Origin of the sequence: Paenibacillus contaminans (assembly GCF_003285015.1) — a bacterium.
Lineage (GTDB): Bacteria > Bacillota > Bacilli > Paenibacillales > NBRC-103111 > Paenibacillus_V > Paenibacillus_V contaminans.
The window spans coordinates 211,685-232,874 of the sequence record NZ_QMFB01000003.1 but is presented as its reverse complement, the minus strand read 5'-3'; the positions used below and the strand labels follow the sequence as shown (position 1 = coordinate 232,874).

The 21,190-nt window shown below is 50.9% G+C and carries 14 protein-coding genes; 8 read left to right on the top strand and 6 right to left on the bottom strand.

All coding sequences use genetic code 11. From position 1 onward, the window contains the following. Nucleotides 1-113 precede the first annotated feature (113 nt). Complete coding sequence (locus tag DQG23_RS07575) at nucleotides 114-1,823, bottom strand: DUF4179 domain-containing protein (RefSeq protein WP_238177791.1); 1,710 nt, start codon at nucleotides 1,821-1,823, stop codon at nucleotides 114-116. After that, nucleotides 1,810-2,391 carry an RNA polymerase sigma factor gene (locus tag DQG23_RS07570; RefSeq protein ID WP_158560347.1) on the bottom strand — a complete coding sequence of 194 codons (582 nt, stop codon included), beginning with the start codon at nucleotides 2,389-2,391 and terminating at the stop codon, nucleotides 1,810-1,812. Before DQG23_RS07570 ends, DQG23_RS07575 begins: the two co-directional genes overlap by 14 nt. A gap of 419 nt (nucleotides 2,392-2,810) precedes the next feature. On the opposite strand from DQG23_RS07570, the gene DQG23_RS07565 reads away from it, so the two are divergent. Continuing rightward, nucleotides 2,811-3,689, top strand: coding sequence for a hypothetical protein (locus DQG23_RS07565; RefSeq protein WP_113030215.1), 879 nt, complete (start codon nucleotides 2,811-2,813; stop codon nucleotides 3,687-3,689). A 757-nt stretch (nucleotides 3,690-4,446) separates the two neighbouring features. On the opposite strand, the gene DQG23_RS07555 is transcribed toward DQG23_RS07565, so the two are convergent. Continuing rightward, a complete protein-coding gene (locus DQG23_RS07555; RefSeq protein WP_113030213.1) occupies nucleotides 4,447-5,214 on the bottom strand; it encodes a LacI family DNA-binding transcriptional regulator in 768 nt (255 codons plus the stop codon). A gap of 261 nt (nucleotides 5,215-5,475) precedes the next feature. On the opposite strand from DQG23_RS07555, the gene DQG23_RS07550 reads away from it, so the two are divergent. From DQG23_RS07550 to DQG23_RS07540, 3 genes are read left to right on the top strand one after another with little or no spacing between them, the layout of a single operon-like run. Beyond that, a complete protein-coding gene (locus tag DQG23_RS07550; protein ID WP_158560346.1) occupies nucleotides 5,476-6,795 on the top strand; it encodes an ABC transporter substrate-binding protein in 1,320 nt (439 codons plus the stop codon). A 30-nt stretch (nucleotides 6,796-6,825) separates the two neighbouring features. Next, nucleotides 6,826-8,715, top strand: a complete 1,890-nt coding sequence (locus DQG23_RS07545) for a cache domain-containing sensor histidine kinase (protein WP_113030211.1) — start codon at nucleotides 6,826-6,828, stop codon at nucleotides 8,713-8,715. Further along, nucleotides 8,687-10,297 carry a response regulator gene (locus tag DQG23_RS07540; protein WP_113030210.1) on the top strand — a complete coding sequence of 537 codons (1,611 nt, stop codon included), beginning with the start codon at nucleotides 8,687-8,689 and terminating at the stop codon, nucleotides 10,295-10,297. The genes DQG23_RS07545 and DQG23_RS07540 overlap by 29 nt, the downstream gene beginning before the upstream one ends. A gap of 474 nt (nucleotides 10,298-10,771) precedes the next feature. Here DQG23_RS07540 and DQG23_RS07535 read toward each other — a convergent pair whose 3' ends face one another. Next, nucleotides 10,772-11,335, bottom strand: coding sequence for a helix-turn-helix domain-containing protein (locus DQG23_RS07535; protein ID WP_113030209.1), 564 nt, complete (start codon nucleotides 11,333-11,335; stop codon nucleotides 10,772-10,774). A gap of 358 nt (nucleotides 11,336-11,693) precedes the next feature. Here DQG23_RS07535 and tdh point away from each other — a divergent pair, with 358 nt between their 5' ends. Both tdh and DQG23_RS07525 read left to right on the top strand, forming a co-directional pair. After that, entirely contained in the window at nucleotides 11,694-12,737 is a 1,044-nt protein-coding gene (gene tdh / locus DQG23_RS07530) for an L-threonine 3-dehydrogenase (RefSeq protein WP_113030208.1), read from the top strand. Between the two features lie 42 nt (nucleotides 12,738-12,779). Continuing rightward, nucleotides 12,780-13,961, top strand: a complete 1,182-nt coding sequence (locus DQG23_RS07525; RefSeq protein WP_113030207.1) for a glycine C-acetyltransferase — start codon at nucleotides 12,780-12,782, stop codon at nucleotides 13,959-13,961. Nucleotides 13,962-14,100: 139 nt separating this feature from the next. Here DQG23_RS07525 and DQG23_RS07520 read toward each other — a convergent pair whose 3' ends face one another. Beyond that, nucleotides 14,101-14,955: an ornithine carbamoyltransferase gene (locus DQG23_RS07520; RefSeq protein WP_113030206.1), complete on the bottom strand. Its 855-nt coding sequence runs from the start codon at nucleotides 14,953-14,955 to the stop codon at nucleotides 14,101-14,103. 190 nt (nucleotides 14,956-15,145) lie between these two features. Here DQG23_RS07520 and DQG23_RS07515 point away from each other — a divergent pair, with 190 nt between their 5' ends. Both DQG23_RS07515 and DQG23_RS07510 read left to right on the top strand, forming a co-directional pair. Further along, nucleotides 15,146-16,270 (top strand): glycoside hydrolase family 88 protein, encoded by a 1,125-nt coding sequence (locus tag DQG23_RS07515; protein WP_113030205.1) that lies wholly within the window; start codon nucleotides 15,146-15,148, stop codon nucleotides 16,268-16,270. Further along, complete coding sequence (locus DQG23_RS07510; RefSeq protein WP_113030204.1) at nucleotides 16,267-17,460, top strand: LacI family DNA-binding transcriptional regulator; 1,194 nt, start codon at nucleotides 16,267-16,269, stop codon at nucleotides 17,458-17,460. The genes DQG23_RS07515 and DQG23_RS07510 overlap by 4 nt, the downstream gene beginning before the upstream one ends. Before the next feature lie 466 nt (nucleotides 17,461-17,926). Here DQG23_RS07510 and DQG23_RS07500 read toward each other — a convergent pair whose 3' ends face one another. Beyond that, entirely contained in the window at nucleotides 17,927-21,046 is a 3,120-nt protein-coding gene (locus DQG23_RS07500; protein ID WP_238177790.1) for an ATP-binding protein, read from the bottom strand. Nucleotides 21,047-21,190: the final 144 nt, after the last annotated feature.

Below are 21,190 nucleotides of genomic sequence, written 5' to 3'. Positions count from 1 at the left end.
TAGCTATCTTTTCCGTTTGTTTAATGTACTACCATTCTGCCCTTTATCGGCAGTTTGTAGAAGCTCCTTTTATAACGGCATTAAGCCTAAACCTAAACACTACTACATTATCATTAACTTTCTTCCTCAACTGGAATGGACCAATCTATGTTGGTATAAAGCCTATCCACAACTGTGCGTATCAGTCGGAGTTGGTCAGGTATCGTCGAAAGCCCCTGAGCACGGAAGTTGAATAAACCGCCTAACTGTGGACCGCCGAGCAAAGAATAGCCATCTTTCCATCCGGATGCTTCCGAGGTCATGGCCCCGCGCATCGTGGTCGTATATGTTTTACCACCCGGAATTTCCAAAATCCATTCATTATGTCGATCCTCGTTCCGTAGTTTTCCGTCCAGATGCAAGGCACCCTCCACTTCTTTCCCATTCGTATTCGGCGGGAACTCTATGGTGAAATCTCTCAGCATAAGTTCATCGCCATCGAAACGAAAAGGAATCGGCTGAACTTTCAACTTGGCAGGTTCAAATTGAACCGAAGCTCCGTCCCACTCCGAAATGGAGTATCCATCCCACACGAAGGAATAGGGATTGTCTTGCGGTAAATCTTTGAATGTATAGCTCCAGTGCATCAAACCGGGTTTGTCGCCAGGTAGATGAGACTGTGTCATCAAGCTATCCTTATGCGGAGTTTTCCTTGTGTTTACGCTGTGGATCTCTTCCCCTTGCAAATTCTCGAAATGAAATTTCAAGCTTTGTTCTTTCCAAAGTTCTCCAGGGGAACGGCCTAACGCTTCCTCACTAAGCTCCGTGTCCAGCTCCAAACGAACCCCCTGTACCATTCGGGTCAACCGTTTTAAGCGGACCGTCATACCGTCTGGTGCTGTGTAGCTTCCCTCAAGTGGGGTAACGATTGTTTTTTTCTTGGCTTCCTTCATATCGATGGAGAAATTGAAGTCCCATTCCCCCTTAACAACAGATGTGTTCTGTAATTTATTTCCTAGCTGTGTAAGCCGGCCTTCTATCGTAATCGAATCGGATTGAAGGGGGTCAGGGAAGAATGCGACGAGATAGTAAAAGTCGCTCGTCATCCCCATATCGTACAACTCTCCCACGACTTTTCCCTGATCGTCTTTAATTATTATACTGTTTTCATCATTTATGACCAATCGGTCTCGATCATGCTTTCCATCAGGTCCGAATAACTGCAGCGCCACAACCACCCGGGTAGGGTCCGCTACCGCTTCGTCAATTTTGACAGTATATCCTTTATCTTTTACCTGAATGTGCGGATGCTCTACCATACCAAACTCTTGTGCCCGAAGCAGTCCTATGTCGGTTTCGTCCCGAGCAAATAGGGAACGGAGTGTCTCTGCAAGTGTCGGTACGGCATATATTACTGCAGTGCTCAAAAGAATCAGCAGCGAAGCAGTTGCAATCGTTAGCTTCCAGAAGCTTGTGCCCTTCAGTTTGAACAACCGATTTCTACCTTTACCGGACCGATCTTTACAGTCTGTCACGGTTGTAAAGCCACCATTAGACTGCTCTAAACAGGCTACTGCCAATTTGCAGTCATGCACCGTTGTTGCTTTTTTATCGGTATGTTCCGCCTCTTCTAGTTCTAGCATATTCATCAGATTGTCGGTAAAAGAATCAGACAATACTTGCGGAAACAGTTCTCGATTCCATCGTTCTTGTTCTTCGAGCAGCCCCTGGTATATGGAGCGGCAATGAGAGCAGGCCATGATATGCTCGGTAGTTTGATTTTTACGGAGATAAGGATCATCCATAATGTATTTTTCCATCTCAACGAGGCTAAAGCATTGCATCGGTTTTTACCTCCTCTGCGGTCATCAGTTGTTTCAATCTCCGTTTGGCTCTGTACAGGTCATTTTGGATTTTGTTTTGCGGAACTTCCAATACCTCGCTTATCTCTTCATAACTCAAATCATTCGTGTAGCGTAACATTATCGTGATCTGGTAATTGGTAGGGAGTTTTCGAATCTGGTCTAGAAGCTCCGTACGATGCTCGGCTAATAACAAAGCCTCTTCCGGATCGTCGCTGGGTGAAGAATGGAGAGCGGGATCCGCCTGCAGCTCCATGGAAGGTGCCTTTCTACGCAGGTCCCTAAGTAGATTCACAGCGATCGTATATAACCACGATGCCAGACTTTTAGTAAAATCATGCGAGCCCAGTTTGCGGTAAGCTTTGAGAAAGGTCTCTTGGGTCAGATCCTGCGCATCCTGGTGATCCGCTCCCATACCTCGCAGAAGACCATATATTTTATTTTTGTATCGGTTCACCAGATAAGTGTAGTCTTCCTTATGACCTTCCAACACTCTGCTAATCCACTCTTTTTCACGTGCTTTTTCGTCTTGGGTTACACATTCCTCCACAATAAAGCCTCCTTGAATTTCTATACACTATATAGACGAATAGCGATCGTGAAAACTCTCACCCGCTAATCATTTTTTTGTCAAAGGCGCACCGCTGAGTATAGTTTTCTTTCTTTTCCGGGGAGAAGACTTAACTGATTCAGTAAATAAAAACTGGCATTCGTAAAAAAGTTTGTGTCCACTATTTCAATAAACGTAAATTGTAGCTCTTTGGTACTTATTTTTCTTAGCAATGAAGTCATGCAAACAACTATGGATTATAACTTTTCCTCACAGCATCAGTGCATATCAAACTTTCTTAAGAAATAGATTGAATTAATGAAACGATTTAACATATTATGATGTCTTTATTAAATGAGGTAATTTAAGTAAATTTCTCAAATTTTACTGGGGAAAAACTATTAAGGAGTGGGAGAAAAATGACTAAGAGTTTTTCTAAGATTTTGAAAAGTGTTTTGTCTTTGGTCTTGGTACTATGTTTTATAAATGTTAGTGTCCAAGCGGAAAAAAACAATGAGAAACTATCAGATCCATATCAAGTTATCGAAAATTATTTTGTTTCTGTAAAAAACGGGGATATTGATTCGATGGTAGCCAATTCTATTGATTTGAATTATAGCGATGAGATTACTCAAAGGGAGGAATATGCACAGTATCATAAAACAGTTCCTTTGAGACAGTATAAAATTAACTCTAGTAAAACTTTGGATCCTCTTAGTGTTCAGTTTCAAGTTGTACTATCTTATGATGATGTTGGAACGTTACCGGAGATTACTTATACTGTAATTAAGAAAAACGGATCATGGAAAGTCCTTATTGAACCAATTGAAATAAATCTGGACCCAAATTCCCCAGATTACCAAAAGGTTTCTCAGGGTAAACCCAAAAACCAAATAAAATACGCTGACCTAAATAGTAATGTTAAGACCACTGAAACAACTGCACCATTGACCGTAGGACTAGATGATTACAGAATAATTAATCTAATTTATAACGAATCTGTCAACGGTATTGATACTTTTAGTACAAGCCAAGGACAAGTACTATTTCACGGCTGGCAAGAACGGGTAAATCTGTCTTGCACCACATGTTACGTTGGAACTGTCAAGTATGAAGTAATAGTTATAACCGGAAGTTCGACGGTTTCCCTTGGTTCAGGAACTGTATCAGGGGAATATCTCAGCTCAGGCACTTGGTATTCGACATATGCATCTGTTTCAAACGGTAGCAATCGTCGCGTTCGTATTACCAATCAGGGTATGGCTGATATTAATGGAGCAGGCGACGTTTATGAATAATGATTTTTGATCCGCATTTTTTTTGGAGACAAAACTACGCCCTCGGTCAGGGAAAATGCCGAACAAGGTAATACGATAAAGATTTCATTGCGATGATGAGGGAATTGTTATAGCCTTTTTCGCAAAGTTCTACAAACGGGAATATAGGAAAAAGCGGCAGTTTAGGACTTTATTTTACGTCCCATGCTGCCGCTTCGTCTTTATGCTGATCATCAATTTCGTCTCACTCTCCTCGAGTGCTTCCGTCTGCCCAGTACAGGTGGTCCATCATGCGCTTGATCGTCTTCATTTCGGTTTCCCCCTTTCGTCTCATCGATTACTTGAACCTACTGTACCCGTTAGCGTCCTTCAGATTCCACCTCGTGACGGACACCCTTGCCCTTGGCTACGGTAGGCGCTCGCCAGCCACCGTTCGAGACCTTTTCCCCATAGATGACGCAATGCTGGGCGTACAGCATAAGGAACATCGGGCCAACTTGGCCCGATGTTCCTTTATACTTGTTTAGAACTATTTTGTGAACAAGCGCATAAATTCATCAGCAAATTTTTTTACATAGTCTTTGTCTAATGCTGTTGCAAGTGTCATGGGCACCTCGCGGCCTTCGATTTGGCCGATCAAGCTATCTATGATCGCGTTGCCGATCGCTTCTAAGGAATACGATACTGTCGATAATGACGGGCGACATATATTTCAGCGTTTCGATATTATCGAATCCCATTAGTCCGGCATCCTCGGGGACGAGGATTCCTTTTTGCTTCAAATGGAGCCATATTTGGAGAGCATAGATGTCGCTCGTGCAAAAGACGGCGGTTTTTCCGCCGTTCGCTTGCAGAATTGCGCCGATTTCTTCGACGTATCCGTTATGGTGATGACCCGTGAGCGAATATGGCCGGCCTGCTGCAGGGCATCTTGGAAACCGGCAAACCGTTGTTCCACGGCGTATACGTTCGTTTTGCCGCGAAGCACGAGGGGAGGACTCACGTATACGATCTCCTCGTAGCCTTTGGCCGCCAGCAGACCGATTGCGTCACGGACGGCTTTACGGTCGTCGATCCATACGTACGGAACGGTATCGGAAATGCGGTTGCCGAAAGTGACGACGGGAATGTTCAGTTTTTTTATGAACTGCTCGAAGGACGGTCCGGCATTGACGGACAGTAAAATGATACCGTCCACCTTCCGGTCCGCCAGATGAAGCAGACAGTCGCGCTCGATATCTGGATTCTTGCTCGTCAGCGTCAAATTCAAGAAATAACCGGCTTCGCGCGCCCGCGATTCGACGGCATGGATCAGCTGGGGAAACAACTGGTTATTGATATCGAAAATGACCGCGCCGATCGACATCGTTTTGCCTTTGACAAGACTTCGGGCGAGAAAATGAGGCCGGTATCCCAGTTCCCTTGCGGTTTCCAATATTTTCAGTTTGGTCGCCTCGTTCACGCCGGACCGGTTGTTGAGCGCACGGTCCACGGTTCCTCTGGAAACGCCGCATTTCTCTGCTATTTCCTTACTCGTAATACTCATTCGTCTCACCTTTGAACGTAGATTATTTGCCTTCTGCCAGCTATCATACCATTATCAAGAACGAGAAGTAGAAAGATAGATAAAGTCGTTCACGTGAACGCTGTTAAGATTCTCGCTAGTTTTTGTGCGTTGCCGATAGCGTATACTAATTTCAAGCAGAGTCGGAAGAACGACGCCTTCGGCAAGACTTCGACTAGCGGATGGATTATAATGGAATCCTAATCGATGCGATATTACAAAAAGACCGGAGGTCGAACGCTGATGAAAATCGTACATAAGTCATATGCCGCGATGTTGACTGTTCTAGCCGTTCTGCTTGCGGGCTGCGGGAATGCCGGTTCGTCTGTCACGACTCCGGCTGACAAGGTGGAAAATTTCTCAATTACGCTCCGGCATACGCAGGTAAAGGATACGCAGCAGAAACGGCTTGCGATGCTGCAAGACGTCGTGAAGGCGACGGAGTCGGAGGTTCCCGGGCTCAAAATCGAGCTCGACGGCGTTGAGGATACCGTAAACCGCGATACGAAGCTGAAAGCCGAAATGGCGACCGGCAGCCCGCCCAAAATTTTCGATTTATTCGGAGGCACCGACACGAGAAATTATGTGAAAGCGGACCGGCTGCTTGAGCTGACGCCGATTTTGCAGGAGCTGGGGCTGCGCGAGCGGTTTATCAGCCTAGACGAATTTACGGTCGACGGGAAAGTGTACGGACTGCCGATGGCGGGGTATGTGGAAGGCGTTTATTATAACAAAGCGATTTTTCGCAAGCTGAGCTTAAGCGTGCCCGGCACGTGGGAGGAATTTCTCGGCGTTTGCGAGCAGCTCAAGAAGAGCGGCTATACGCCGCTCGCGCTTGCCTCTAAGGAAGGCTGGGCGCCGATGATGACCGCGAATTATATGTGGGTACGGCTGGCGGGGGCGGATTCGGTCGCAGGCTTCGTCGACGGCTCGTTCAAATGGAACGATCCGCAGGTGATCGAAGCGTTTACGAAATACGATTCGCTTTTCCGGCAAGGCTATATGCAGCCGAACAGCCTTTCCTTTAAATATTTCGAGCAGGCGGAGCAGCTGATGTCGGGAAGCGCGGCAATGATGGTCGACGGCAGCTGGGCGAATACGCCCCTGATCGATCCGAGAATTTCCAAAATCGCGGGAGACGTCGGATTTTTCCCCTTTCCCGATATGAACGGCCACGGCGACGGGCTCATCATGGGCGGTTATTCGAACGGCTACGGCTTCTCCAAGGAGCTGAACGAACGCCAATTGTCCGCGGTCAAGCAATTTATCAAGGAAATGTATAATGATAACATGCAAAAACGTCAGCTGCTTGAAGAAGGGATGCTGCCATCCATGAAGCTGACCGACTTGAGCGGCGTGAAGCCGGTCATTCAGGAAATATTGAATGCGGCCAACAAGGCCAAGGGCGTTTTTCCCGCATATGACGCGATCGTGCAGCAGAAAGTGAAGGAAGCGGCGGAGCGCGGCATCCAGGAGCAGATCGGCGGCAAAACCGCGCCGGGGCGCATGCTCGAAACGGTGCAGGGCGTACAGGAAGCGGCGAATCAAACGAAGCCGAAATAGCAAAACTGGTCGAACGGGGAGCGGGTCCGCGTGAGCTTGAACAAAAAAATGTTCGTTGCCTTTATGGCCTTCATTATTGCGCCGCTTTTCGTGCTCGGCTTGGTCAGCTATTATTCCTCCCAGCAGCTGATCGAGAAGAAGTACGGCGAGCAGACGGAGCTGACGCTGAAGGCGATCGGCCGCAATGTAACGTATGTGTTTAAGGAAGCCAATTACTTCTCGGATTTTTGGATGGTCAAATCGGAAATTCAGAGCATTCTGCACGGCTTGAACAGCGGCGATGGCGGCAGTGACGGCTCGGCCGTTCACCTTGTCGAATATGAAAGCGAATTGCGCAGGACGCTGCTGACGTATGCGCCGATTCAGTCCGTTACGCTGTACGGAACGAACGGCTATTCCGTACATGCCGGGCGCGGCGTCACGCAAATGATCCCGTACGAAAAGCTGAACGGAAGCGATTTGTACGCAGACGTTTGGAAACGGAACGGCGTGCCTAAATGGATAGGGCCGGCGGAAGCGAAGGAGCTTGCGGGGGAAGGCCGCGATTTTTTTCAGCTGCGCGTCGTCAAAGACTATTATACGTTCGATACGATCGGCTTGATGGTCGCCCGATACCGGTTTAGCGAGCTGGAGCGCATATTCGACTCTTATTTCGCGCTGGACGATTCGATCCACCGGTATTTGATCGTCAAGGATAACGGCACGATATTGTTCGACAGCCGCCGTTCGATGGAAGGAAGCGATTTGCTGTCGATCGTATCCGGTCAGCTCGCCTTATCGCGAACGATTGACAGTACGAAATCGGAGGTGGACGGGACGGAAACGATCGTTTCGCATGCGCGGCTGGACATGGAGGAGCTCGGCATTCGCGATTGGAAGCTCGTGTTTTTTACGCCGTGGGAGGCGGTTTCGGGGGAGCTTACGGCCATCATGCGCTGGGTGGCGTTCATTACGCTGCTTTGTATCGGCAGCGCTTTGATCTTCAACCTAGTGTTCGTGCGGAATATTATCCAGTTCATTTTACGGATCGTCAGCTCGATGCGGCGGGTCGAAAGAGGCGATTTGACGGCTCGGGTCGAGCATCGCGGGGATGACGAAACGACGGTGCTGGCCCATGGTTTCAACAGCATGACGGAGCGGATCGGAGGACTGCTCGAGGAAGTGAAGGTGCAGCAAAACCGTAAAAACCGGGCCGAGCTTATGCTGATGCAGGCGCAGATCAAGCCGCATTTTTTGTTTAATACGCTTGAATCGATCAATGTGATGGCCGTTCAGAACGAAGGGAAGCAAGTGAGTCAAATGGTGCGCCGGCTGGGCAATTTGCTGCGCATCAGCATGCACCCTAAAGAGGAAATTATGCTGAAGCAGGAGCTTGAGCATTTGAAAAGCTATTTGGACATTCAAATGTTCCGGTTCGAAGACAGCTTTGATTATGAAATCGATATCCCGCAGTCGCTTATGGATTGCCCCGTTTTGAAGCTGACGCTGCAGCCGCTCGTGGAAAACAGCATTCAGCACGGTTTTGAAGGTATCGAATATAGGGGGCATATCCGGATTTACGCCGAGGATGATGAGGACCGTTTCGCTTTGATCGTAGAGGATAACGGACTCGGCATTCCGCCAAGCCGCTTGGCCGGGTTCCGTTATCACGCGGACCGCGAGGTGCCGCTTGAAAGCGGGGCGAACGAACGATCCGGCGAACCGGACATGGCGCAGCCTTTACTTGACGGCGGTGAAAAGGGCGGCGGCGAACGGAGCGGACTCGGCTTAAGCAACGTAGCGGACCGGATCCGAATCCGGTACGGCGTTCGCTACGGACTGTTCCTATGCAGCGAAGAGGGAAAAGGCACGATCGTCAAATGCGTTTTACCCAAAATCGGAGGTGGAACGAATGCTTCTCAAAGCGCTTCTGGCGGATGACGAACCGAACATATTGCGCAATTTGAAAACGGTCATTCCTTGGGAGGCGCTGCAATTTGAAGTCGTCGGCTTGGCGCGGAACGGCATGCAGGCGCTGGAGCTCGTGCGCGAGCATGAACCCGATCTTATTTTGAGCGATATCCGTATGCCGGGAATGGACGGTATCGCCTTCATCGAGGAGCTCCGCTCGTTCGACGGGCACTCCGAGGTACTGATGATTACAGGCTACCAGGAATTCGAGTATGCCCGATCGCTGCTAAAGCTCGGCGTGAGCGATTACATTGTCAAGCCGATCGATTATGAGGAGCTTGCCGAAACGATCGGGAAGCTCGGCGAGCGCATCCGCGCCAAGAAGCGCAGCAAACAGGTGCGGGATAAACGGTGGACAAGCGTGGCGAATCTGGCTTACGAGAAAATTTTGCATGACGTCTTGCAAAATTATGCGTCCGTTCAACCGATTTACGCATTGGCCGAAGAAGAGGCCGATTTGGAGCAATTCCGTTATTCCGTTCTGCTTGTCGATCTGGACGGGTATGCCCAGCTGTCGCTGGGGTGGGACGACAAAGAGCGGAAGCTGTGGAGTTTTGCGGTGCGGAATGTGCTGCAGGAGGCGCTTTCCGCTTGGCCGATCCGGTACATTGTGCTGCAGCTGCGAGAAGGCGAATGGTGTGCGCTCGTGGAACGCGGGAAGGATGCTCCACCGCCGACAACGGAGGAATGTTTGCGCTGGGGCGAGCGGCTGCAGCAGGAGGTTGCGGTCAGCGTCAAGCTGCCGGTCAGCGTCGCCGTGTATCCCGGTCATGTGCAGCTCGGCGAGCTGGCACAAGTTTACAAGAAGCTGCAGCGATCGATGCAGCTCCGCAAAACGCAGCCGAAGGCGCTGCTTGTTTGCCGGGAAACGGAGCACGATACCGATCCCGGCGAATCGATTTGGCTTTTGACGGAGGACCTCGTTATGGGTTTGAAGCAGAGCGACGGGGCAAAAACGGACAAGGCTCTGCTTCGGCTGGACCGTATCATTCAATCCGTGCCGGAGGAGTCATTCGAGCGGGTGAGGCCGATCCTCCACTTCGTAGCCCTTCATCTGATGCGGGAAATGCGGGAAATCCGGTCGATCGCCGGCGAAGCCGAAGAGCGGATTTGGCGCAAGCTGGAGCTGGTACGGAGCATTCCGGATATGTTTGACGTCATCGGCGAAATCGTCCGTCTCGCTCTTGACGCCGCAGCCGGAAGGAAAACGAGCGAAACGCTGATGGTCGCTGCCGAGGATTACATGCTGCGCCGTCTAGGCGACGACTTCGGCACCCAGGACATCGCCGACGCACTCGGTATCAGCCCGAGCTACTTCAGCCTGTTGTTTAAGCAAAAGCACGGCGAAACCTTCCTCGAGCATCTGACCAAGCTGCGTATGGAGCGCGCGAAATCGCTCTTGCTGCACTCGGACAAAAACGTCGCGCAAATCGCTTTAGCCGTCGGCTTTGCGGAACGCCGCTATTTCACGAAGGTTTTCCAGAAGCATACCGGGGAGCTGCCGTCGGAATACCGGGATAGCCGGAAGGGAACGGCCGGCGGGAACGAATGAGCGAGGCTGCCCGATTAAAGCCGCTTTCACTATATACATTACGACAAACGCAAATAAACAGGACTTGGCGAAAGATTAATCGCCAGGTCCTGTTTGTTTGCGGGGCATTTCGCAATAAACAACCGTGCATCGCATGCGTGAAGCCAGGAAACGAGGTTCCCTTTACTCTGTAGTCCGAAATTACCCAAGTGGAGCCAGGAAAAGAGGCTGCCTTTACGCTCTAGTCCGAATTAGCCGGCTTAGGGAATGGTTTCACCGGTGTGCCGTGCCCATCAGCCTCTGCAAGCGGGCAATTTCGGACTATGGGTGAGTAAAGGAAGCAGAACTCGGTTACAATTGGGCAAAATCGGTTTACAGCGCATCCTCGCTACGAGTGAGGCGAGCGCTTGGAAACAGAAGGGGATTTGTAGTTTGTTTCAGGGGCGGCTCCGTATGTTCGCACCTCGCAGTCCCCCTCGCCGTATGGGCGAAACGTCAATCCGGGTAATAAATCAACGTATAATATTTAGTCACCGTCTCCGCCGAGTTGATATACATATGCGGCAGATCGGCCGTGAAGTGGATGCCGCTGCCCGCTTTGACGCGATGGGACTCCTGCTCGAACTTCACGTCCAGCTCGCCTTCGATGACGAGTATGTACTCCTCTACGCCTTCATTGTGCGCTTCCGACGTATGACTGCAGCCGGCATCCATCTCAACGGTGTATATTTCAAAATGTTTTTGCTGATTGTACGGGAAAAAAGGGAATACGCGGTACGCGCCTTCTTCTTCCAGCAGGGGAGTCAGGTCGTCGCGGCGGACGATCAACACCTTGGCGGTATCGTTCTCGATCAGCGAGGTGAACGAAATGCGCAGCCCGTTAACGATTTTCCACAGCACCGAGATCGTCGGGTTCGAGTCGCCTCGTTCGATTTGTCCGAGCATCGCTTTGCTGACCCCGGTCAATTCCGCTACCTGATCGAGCGATAAGGCGCGCGTTTTTCGGATCGCCTGCAAGTTTTTGCCGATTTTCTTATGAATGGGTTCCGTCAATTCCATGAGTGCCTCCGGTTTGTTGATTTCTGTTTACTATATTATATGAGTCGCCGTTCGACATCAACCCGACATCCGTTTGTTATGTTATACGTTTGTGCAATATAGTTGACGAAAGGCTTGGGCGTGCATATGATGAAGGAGAAGAGCGTCATGCTGATTCATCGTGAAAAATCCCTATTGTATATTATAACGCACAAAAGTATAATATATTGTACAACGACACCATAGAGGAAAATCAACATTCGGCAACGTTTTCATAAATTGGCTCCGATTGCAGCATCCTTTCATATGAGGCGCATGCAATTGTACATAAGCGGAAAACGTACGTCCGGATCGGTTCATGCCTAAGGGAGGCTTCAAGATGAAAAACATGATGTGGGGATTAGTGAAAGAGACGCGCGGCCCAGGCGCCGTTTATAAGGAAGTGCCGGTGCCTTCGTTCGGGCCTGATGAGGTGTTTGTGCGCGTGAAGGCGACTTCTTTGTGCGGAACGGACGTCCATATATACAAATGGGACGCATGGGCGGAAAGTACGGTCGTTACGCCGAACGTATTCGGGCATGAATTTGCGGGAGTCGTCGAAGCCGTCGGAGAAAATGTGAAAAACGTCAAGGTAGGCGACCATATTTCCGGCGAAGGTCATATCGTTTGCGGCGTTTGCCGCGCCTGCCGGACCGGCAACGCGCACGTATGCCCGAATACGAAGAGCTTCGGCATTACGGCCCCGGGCTGCTTTGCCGAGTACGCGGTCGTGAAAGCGAGCAACATCATCCATAACAGCAAAGAGATGCCTTTCGAAATCGCCTGCTTGCAGGATCCGCTCGGCAATGCGGTGCAAACGGTGCTTTCCGGAGACATCGTCGGCAAGTCGGTCGCCGTCATCGGCGTCGGACCGATCGGACTTATGGCGATTCAAGTGGCAAAGGCGTGCGGCGCCGGTACGATTTTTGCCGTGGATATTAATCCTTATCGGCTTGAAATGGCCAAAACGATGGGCGCCGACGTTCTAATCAACAGCGCGGAAACGCCGTTGGCGGAAGCGCTTCGAGAGCAAACCGGAGGCGAAGGCGTTGAGGTCGTGCTGGAAATGTCGGGCCACCCCGCGGCGATCAGGGACGGCTTCGAAGCGGCTGCGAATGCAGGACGCGTCTCGCTGCTCGGCATTCCGACGAAGGAAGTATCGCTGGATCTGTCGCGTCACATTATTTTCAAAGGACTGCGGATCGAAGGCATTACCGGACGTAAAATGTACGATACCTGGTACCAGATGAAAGGGCTGCTGGAACGCGGGAGAATCGATTTGAGCCCGATCATTACGCACCGATTGAAGCTGGAGCAGTTCGAAGAGGCGTTCGAGCTGATGACTTCGGGCAAATGCGGCAAAATCGTTTTCGTTCATGAGTAGAAGTTTGCATAGGTGACTAAAGATCGTTTGGAGGCGTATTCGATGGCGAATTTCAACCATTTGGCAGCGGAGCTTGAACAATTGAAAAAGGACGGAAGATACCGGCCGCTCACGGTTTGGCAAAGCGGCTCCGGCTCGTGGATGGAGCTGAACGGGCGCAAGGTGCTGCAAATGTCGTCCAATAACTACCTCGGCTTGACGAGCCACCCGGAGCTCCAGAAGGCCGCGATCGAAGCGATCGAAACGTACGGCGTCGGCAGCGGCTCGGTCCGCACGATCACCGGAACGCTTGCGATTCACGATCAGTTGGAGCAGGAGCTGGCGGCATTTAAGGGAACCGAAGCTACGCTCGTGTTCCAGTCGGGTTTTACGACGAATCAAGGCATACTCGGATCGATGCTTGGTCCTGACGACGTCATCATCAGCGACGAGCTGAATCATGCGAGCATTATCGACGGTATCCGGCTGACGAAGGCGAACCGCAAAATTTTCGCCCATAAAGATATGGATCAGCTTGAGCAGCGGCTGAAGGAAAGCGGCGGCTTCCGTTCGCGCGTCGTCGTGACGGACGGGGTGTTCAGCATGGACGGCGATATCGCGCCGCTTCCGGCGATCGTCGAGCTTGCGGAAAAATACGACGCGATCGTTTACGTCGACGATGCGCATGCGAGCGGCGTGTTAGGTACGAACGGCAAGGGCTCGACGGATCATTTCGGCTTGCACGGACGCGTCCACATTCAAGTGGGCACGCTCTCGAAGGCGATCGGCGCCGTCGGCGGCTACATGGCGGGCCCGCAAGTGCTCAAAGACTTCCTGATTCATAAGGCGCGGCCGTTTCTGTTCAGCACGTCGCAGCCGCCTTCGGTCGCGGCTACATGTCTGGCTGCGGTGCGCGTGCTTAAGAAGCATGGCGGCGGGCTGATGGAGACGCTGTGGGGCAACGCGAACTATTTCCGCGGTACCTTGCAAAAGCTCGGCTTCGATACCGGCGCGAGCGAAACGCCGATCGTGCCGATCATTATCGGCGATCCGGCGCAAACGATGAAGGTATCGGACCGGCTGCTGGAGGAAGGCATTTTCGCGCAAGGGATCGTTTATCCGACCGTGGCGATGGACAAAGGCCGCGTACGATTGATCATTACGGCTACGCACACCCGCGACGACCTCGATTTTGCGATCGAGAAGCTGGCGAAGGTCGGCAAAGAGTTCGGGCTCATCGGATAATAGGCAAAAAAAGCGGCTAAAGCGCCGCGCGTAACTCTCTACGCGCGGCGCTTTAGCCGTATTTGTGTGCAGCTAGGATACGCAGCAAGCCTCCTCTAACCTGGTTCCATTCCCCCAAATGTTCGAGCTCTAATCCTGCCTACAGGCAAACAATTCCACAGCAATACAAAATAATCGCTTGTTGAACGGCGAGCAGATCCTTTTTAAACGCATAGCCGGCAAAATAATCGGAATCGACCGCATCGTCGCTTACCTCTTCATTGCGGGTAAAGGGCGGACACGGATTCAGCAGGGCGTGGCGGTTCGCCATCTTCATTCGTTTGAGCGTGATTTGGTACCGGTCCAAATAATCCGCGCTCCGTTTATCGGGGGGCAAACTGTCCGTCAGGACGATATCGCTGTTTTGCAGCGCCTCTTCCAGCTCTACTAGGAACGTATAGTTGCGGTTATTGCCGCCGATCGCGGACCCGTTCGTACATACGTGACGGAATTGCAGATCCAGCACCTTTGCGGCCTCGATCCATGACCGGGCGATATTGCCGGCAGGGCCGACGAACGTGTACGTCAATTCGCGGTAATTCGTTCTTATTTTACGGATAGCATACAGATCGGATAAAATCTCGCACGGATGATCGGAGGACGTCATCGCATTGATGACCGGAATGGAAGCGTAAGCGGCGAGCTCCTCGATTTTGGAAAAGTCCGGATGCCTGACAATAAGCCCGTCCGCCCAGTTTTCGATATAACCGATCATGTCGCGGGCATTCTCTTTTTTGTCGAGCGCCTCGGGCGGAAAAACGATGCAGTCGCCGCCCAACTGTTTGATCCCTTTCTCGAACGTGATTCGTGTGCGGAGACTCGACTCTGGGAAGAAGAGAAGAAAGGTTTTGCCGCTCAAGGCCCTTACATAGTCATGAATAATCAGCTTGTCGGCCAAAACGAAAATTCGTTCGATTTGATATTCGGATAAACGGGCTAAGCTTAAGAAATGCATGGATAAACCTCCTTGATTATTTGAATAAATATACAATAATTATTATAAAAATTAAACATGAATTTAGCGGAGGCCGGTTATTCGCGGTTTCGAGCGCATGCTTAAAAATTTATCGTTGACAGTTTAAACGTTTAAAGTGTACATTTTCATTGTATTTAAACGTTTAAATGATAAAGGAGTGTGTTTATCGATGTGGAAACAAGCGATTGAGGATGCCATAACCGCAACGAAAGCGAATATTGCAAGGTTTGACGGACAATTTCCCCATGTAAGCGAATCCGACGGTATTTACGAGCTTAATACGAATACGGATTGGACGGACGGCTTTTGGAGCGGTATACTTTGGCTGAGCTATGAATACAGCGGAGACCGGGCTTTTGCCGAGGCGGCAGCCCGTACGGTCGACAGCTTCAAAGAACGCATCGAAGCCATGAGTCATCTCGATCATCATGACATCGGCTTTCTTTACTCTCTTTCGTCGAAGGCGAAGTGGATGATCGAGAAGGACGAGAACGCGAAGCGGCTTACGCTGCAAGCGGCCGACGTTCTTTTGAACCGCTGGCGTCCGGAAGGGGAGTACATTCAAGCATGGGGGCCGAAGGGCCATCCGACAAACGGCGGCCGCATCATCATCGACTGCTTGTTGAATTTGCCGCTCCTGTATTGGGCATACCAGCAAACGGGCGAAGCGCGTTACCGGGACATCGCGCTCCTGCATGCGAAGAAAAGCCAGCGTTATCTGGTTCGCGGCGACGCTTCGTCATACCACACGTTCCATTTTGTGCCTGAAACGGGCGAGCCGATCGGAGGAAGCACGCATCAGGGCTATTCGAACGGCTCTACGTGGACACGCGGCCAAGCATGGGGCATTTATGGATTCGCCCTTTCTTACCGATATACCGGAGAGAAGGAATTTTTGGAAACGGCGCGGCGGCTGGCTCGTTATTTCGTCGAGCATTTGCCGGAAGACGAGGTGGCATACTGGGACTTCGATGTGCCGGTAACGCCGGACACGTACCGCGACAGCTCGGCATCGGCAATCGCCGCTTGCGGCATGCTGGAAATCATTTCGCATCTGGACGCAAACGATCCGGATTACGCTTACCTTCAGGACGCCGTTAACCGGAGCATGGCTTCCCTCGTGAAAAACTATTCGACGATCGGCGAGAAGGACGCGCAAGGCTTTATCAAGCACGGCTCCTATTATGTAAGAGGCAATGTTGCTCCGGACGGTTTTACCATTTGGGGAGATTACTACTACCTGGAAGCGCTGATGCGCTTGGAAAAAGGACATAAGGGGTACTGGTACGAGTGAAGGATAGCAAGGACGAACAAGCAGGACCGAACGGCGTAACAATAAACGGCGAATCGTCTGCCAAAAGGAAGAGCAGGAGCAAATCCGCGGAAGGAGGAACCGCAGCCGCGTCAAAGCGGTCCGGCCGCAGCCAGGCTCGCACGGTGACTGTAGTTGACGTGGCCGAGGAGGCGGGCGTCTCCATCGCCACCGTCTCCAACGTGCTCAATCGACGGGACGTGCCGCTTTCGGACGAAGTTATCCGCAAAGTCGAGGAGGCCGCCGGGCGGCTGGGCTACCGCAAAAACCGGATGGCGGCAAGCCTTAGCAAGCAGCGGACGAACGAACTCGGCATGCTGATTCCGGGCTTCGACAGCTACTTCGGGAAATTGGCCGAAGAGATGGAAAATCTCGCGCATCGCTGCGGGTATCACCTCTCCGTATTCTCCTCCCGCTCGAATGCCGCGAAGGAGAAACGGCATATCGAGGCGCTGCTGGAGCGCCGGGTGGACGGCCTGTTTTGCCACGGCTTGACGATGAGCCACGATTCCATTCGCCGTCTTGTCGGCAGCGAAACGCCGATTATGCTGTTTAATGCGTGGGAATGGCCGACGGATGCCGCACTAGGCATCGTCAATTTGGATTTTTACGCCGCATGCGGTCAAGCCGTTCGTTACTTGCAGGAGAAAGGCTGCCGTACATTCGTATATCTTGGGGCTGCCGGGGCGGAGGCGACCGATCGGCAGCGTCGCAGCGGGTTTTTGGATGCGGCAAAATCGCTTCCCGATTCCGTCAACGTTCATGTCGTCGAAATGTCGCAAAGCAGTTTGGAAGAGGCGATCGAGGAAATCGCCGGCTTCGCGAGGAACGATTCGGCCGGGCCGGTAGGCATTGTCGGGTTTGACGATTCCACCGCATTCCGCATCATGATGAAGCTGGTCGAGAAAGGGTTTGCCGTTCCCGAGCAGTTTAAAGTGATCGGAATCAACGATGAAGGGTATGCAAGGGATTGCTACCCGAGCATGAGTACCTTCGCGATCCCCCACAAGAGCCAAGCTAAGCTAATGATCGAGTGGCTGCTTACGCATTTAGGCGAAGAACGGAAGCTGGAGGAAGCGGGGCTGGAAACGTTTAGGCCGCCTGCCGGCGTCAAGGAGCGGCATATACCGGTCACTCTGGTGGCCCGGATGTCTACGGAAGGCAGGGGATGATGGCGGATTTCGCCTAACGTTGTCTAATGAAGGTTCCATCCCCGAAATGCCGGATCGTTCAAAGTCCGGGACGAACGACCTTTACGATAAGGATAGCTTTTGGTGCGGACATATCCGTCAGTCATGTCGGTCAGTTGTATGGCAAGTTCCTCATATCGCCAGCTCCCGATGCGGAGCTTTGGAGCTGGACCGGAACATAAACATGGCCCTTCCGTCTTCCCGCTGGGAAGCGAAAGGGCCTGCTTTTTTCAAAATATCAAATTTATATGTTTCACAATTACTTAAGCCTAATATTTCATCGGTAAACGCGCCTGTCCTTAAGCGTATGCTTACGAAGTCGCTTTCTTCGAAAGCGTTTAGGACGGCGAAGCCGTTTATCCTTGATTTATCAGAAAGTATATCGTGGAAGTGGCTCTAAATCTCGGTAAACGCCAGCGTCAAAGACGCCGGTAGCCGTTTATCCTTGTTACCTTTCATCCGGAACGACGAATGTTACCTTCGTGCCCCCGTCGGGCCGGCTGAAAATAGAAAGACCTTGGCCGAATAATTGCATCAACCTGCGGTGGGTGTTAGCCAGTCCTACTCCGTTTTTTCTTCTTATCGCCGGATCCAGCAATCCGGAAACGGTAGTCTGATCCATTCCCAGCCCGTCGTCCTCCACTTCAATCCGAACGGCTTTGTTCATACGGGAGATCCTTATATGAACGGTGCCCCCTCCCTCAAGCTTAAGCAATCCATGCTTGACCGCATTCTCAACTATCGGCTGAATGGAGAGGGGCGGAATACGGATCGTTTGAATATCCCGTTCCACATTCCAGACAACGGATAACCGCTCTTCGAAGCGTACCCGCTCAATATGCAAATAGGCTTCTACAAGCTCCAGTTCGTGCGAGAGGTCAACCAGCTGATCCGTATTTTGAAAGACGAAGCTGGTTTGCAAGAAGGTATTAAACGCATCGACAAGCTGCTGCATCTTCTCAACGTTCACTTCGCTCAGCGCCACAATGGAATTCAGCGTATTAAAGAGAAAATGCGGGCTGATCTGCGCCTGCAAATAAGCCGCTTCTATACGCAGACGTTCGCTATAGGATTGCTTCATCGCCGTCAGGGCTCGAATGCGATATTTAAGCTCCACCGCGTCTACCGGTTTGGTGACGTAATCGTTCGCGCCGGATGCGAATCCGGTATAAATATCTTCCGGCTGACTGCGCGCGGTCAACAAAAGAACGGGAAGCTCGGAGATGGAAAATTGCTCGCGCACTTTCTCCGTGAGTTCGTAGCCCGACATGTGCGGCATCATGACATCGACAATGAGCAGGCCCCACTGCCGTTTATCCAGCCATTCCAGAGCTTCTTGACCTGAGGTAACCGCGGTAACGGTATAGGGTTCATTAGCCAGAATGCCAATGAGCACGTTCAGATTTACCGGATCATCGTCTACCGCCAACAGATGAACCTTGGAATCCGTAAGCAGCGGAGGCGTGTGATCGGGCATAGGATGACGTATGGCGGGAGGGTCGGAAAAACGCCAATCCCCCAGATGCTCCATGCTCTCGTTCGCTATCGGGCTTGGGGGCGAAAGCTGCTGCACATTCAAGTTTTGGCTATAGGAATCCGCGATCGGCAGAGAGAAGCTGAAGACAGAGCCCTTGCCAGCTTCGGAGCGGATGGACAGGCTTCCTCCATGCAGTTCGACCAACTGGCGGCAAATGCTCAAACCGAGTCCGATTCCGCGGCCGTCCCTAACTCCTTGAGCCCCTTGCTCATAAGGGAGAAACACTCGTTCCATGGTTTCTTCGTCAATACCGATCCCGGTATCCGTCACATGGATCATGGCAAAGCCGTTCTTCACATCGGCTGAAACGGTAACAGACCCTTCTTCGGTGAATTTCAGCGCGTTATGCACGAGATTATTCAGAATCTGCACCAGTCTTTTCTCATCGGCCATGACTAAAGGCATCGAATCGGGTATATTCATTTTTAACTGAACCGGCTTGCCCTTGATTAAATAGGTAAGCATCCCGATGACCCCGGGAACAATAGATGGAATGGCTACGGGTTCCCGCTGCAAAATGATGCGATGTTCTTGCAGACGAATGACATCCAGCAAATCTCCGAGCAGGTGGGACATTCGCCGGGAGATCGTGATCAATAACTCCAGATTTTTGCGGCTGCTCTCATGGAGCTTGCCTTCTTCTTTGATCGCTAGATTTTGTGCGATGTTCATAATCCCGTGAAGCGGCGTCCGCAGCTCATGAGAGGTATTCGCAAGAAACCGATCCTTGAGCTTATCCGCTTTTTTCAGCTGCTCGTTCAGCTTCCTATTCTCGTTGGCATTCCGGAAATACTTCTTGAACCAGTAAGCCGAGAAGCCCAGAATGGAAATGATAATATTTACGGGGTAATACACAAACTCCGCATGCCGGCCGTTATCCCATAAATTCCACAACAAATTCGAAATAATCGCCGTCCCCGATAATAAGAGAAATAATACGTCTTGATCTTCTTTCTTTTTCAAGAGCAATTGCCACAAGCTAAAGATCAACCAGACGAAGGGAACATACTGAAACAATTGGCCGATCCCCGAGTGTAAAGATACGCTCGCCCATGAAGCGGGTACGATCAATAGATACCCTGTATACAGACAAAGGCATCCGATGAACAGCCGCAGCCACTTGTTGGTCCCGGTGCCGGAGGTGAAGTTTCGGAAGACAAGAAGAATAAGAAGGTTTTGCCAAAAGAAAGCGATCAGTCTGGTCTTCAGCGCCCAGGTATAATTGATCGGAAGCACCGAGAGCAAAAAGTTGTCGTTACGGAACAAAATGATAATCGTTACGGATAAGGTCATCAGACCTACCAGAACCAAGCTGCGCTCTTTGATATTCAGCGAATAAAGAATGACGGCATACAGCACGTGCAGCAGAAGGATAATGGCAGTAACGATTTGCATACCCGAATCAAAGATGACGGAAAGATTAACATGATCCTGCGTTCCAAGGAAAACGAAATCTCCTATTCCGCCTATGTAGGGACTATCAAAGTTCGATACGCGAATCCATACATCGATTTCCGTTGTCCCTTTTGAGAAATAAGTTGCCGTGTATGAAGTTGTTTTAGGCTTGTAAGCTTCAGAATTTGGCGACGGACTCCCGTTGGATGCGATAAGAGTTCCGTTGATCTCGATAGCGGAAGCGGATTGAATTTTTTTGATCCATAGGGTAACCGGTTTCTCGAGCGGATCAACAAGTATTCGCAGACGATACGTCCCTGTCCCATAAGAGGAAGAGCGGGCATCTCCAAACGCTTGGCTCCAGTCACCGGGCACTTGAAGATGAAGAGGAGGACCGGATTCGGATGCGATATCTTTATACGTAACGAACCGGGAAGGGTAGAAATCCCATTCGCCGTCCAGATTTACTAAATTAGAATTCTCAAAATCCAGGTCTCGCAAATCCAATACGCCATTAACCGCAGAAGCGGTTTCGGATACCGGAAACAAGCTGATCCAAGCAAGACGAAGGCCGAAGAGCAGCATAGCAAAAAGCGCGATGATGACTAGCTTGCTAAGAATAGGATAATTTTTCATAACCATACTATAATGAAATTATATTGACCGGTCAATTAACGCTTCGGCTCTCCGGACGGGGGGAAACAGATGCCGGATACAAGAAATGAGTTCGCTTAGATCCCGCGTATACTGCGGGTTTTGTTGATTTGAGGGATCTTCGCG

Bases quoted from the DNA above. Each gene is read 5' to 3' on its own strand.
- DQG23_RS07575 (WP_238177791.1), bottom strand. From the start codon at position 1,823: ATGCAATGCTTTAGCCTCGTTGAGATGGAAAAATACATTATGGATGAT.
- DQG23_RS07565 (WP_113030215.1), top strand. From the start codon at position 2,811: ATGACTAAGAGTTTTTCTAAGATTTTGAAAAGTGTTTTGTCTTTGGTC.
- DQG23_RS07555 (WP_113030213.1), bottom strand. From the start codon at position 5,214: ATGAGTATTACGAGTAAGGAAATAGCAGAGAAATGCGGCGTTTCCAGA.
- DQG23_RS07550 (WP_158560346.1), top strand. From the start codon at position 5,476: ATGAAAATCGTACATAAGTCATATGCCGCGATGTTGACTGTTCTAGCC.
- DQG23_RS07540 (WP_113030210.1), top strand. From the start codon at position 8,687: ATGCTTCTCAAAGCGCTTCTGGCGGATGACGAACCGAACATATTGCGC.
- DQG23_RS07535 (WP_113030209.1), bottom strand. From the start codon at position 11,335: ATGGAATTGACGGAACCCATTCATAAGAAAATCGGCAAAAACTTGCAG.
- tdh (WP_113030208.1), top strand. From the start codon at position 11,694: ATGAAAAACATGATGTGGGGATTAGTGAAAGAGACGCGCGGCCCAGGC.
- DQG23_RS07525 (WP_113030207.1), top strand. From the start codon at position 12,780: ATGGCGAATTTCAACCATTTGGCAGCGGAGCTTGAACAATTGAAAAAG.
- DQG23_RS07520 (WP_113030206.1), bottom strand. From the start codon at position 14,955: ATGCATTTCTTAAGCTTAGCCCGTTTATCCGAATATCAAATCGAACGA.
- DQG23_RS07515 (WP_113030205.1), top strand. From the start codon at position 15,146: ATGTGGAAACAAGCGATTGAGGATGCCATAACCGCAACGAAAGCGAAT.
- DQG23_RS07500 (WP_238177790.1), bottom strand. From the start codon at position 21,046: ATGAAAAATTATCCTATTCTTAGCAAGCTAGTCATCATCGCGCTTTTT.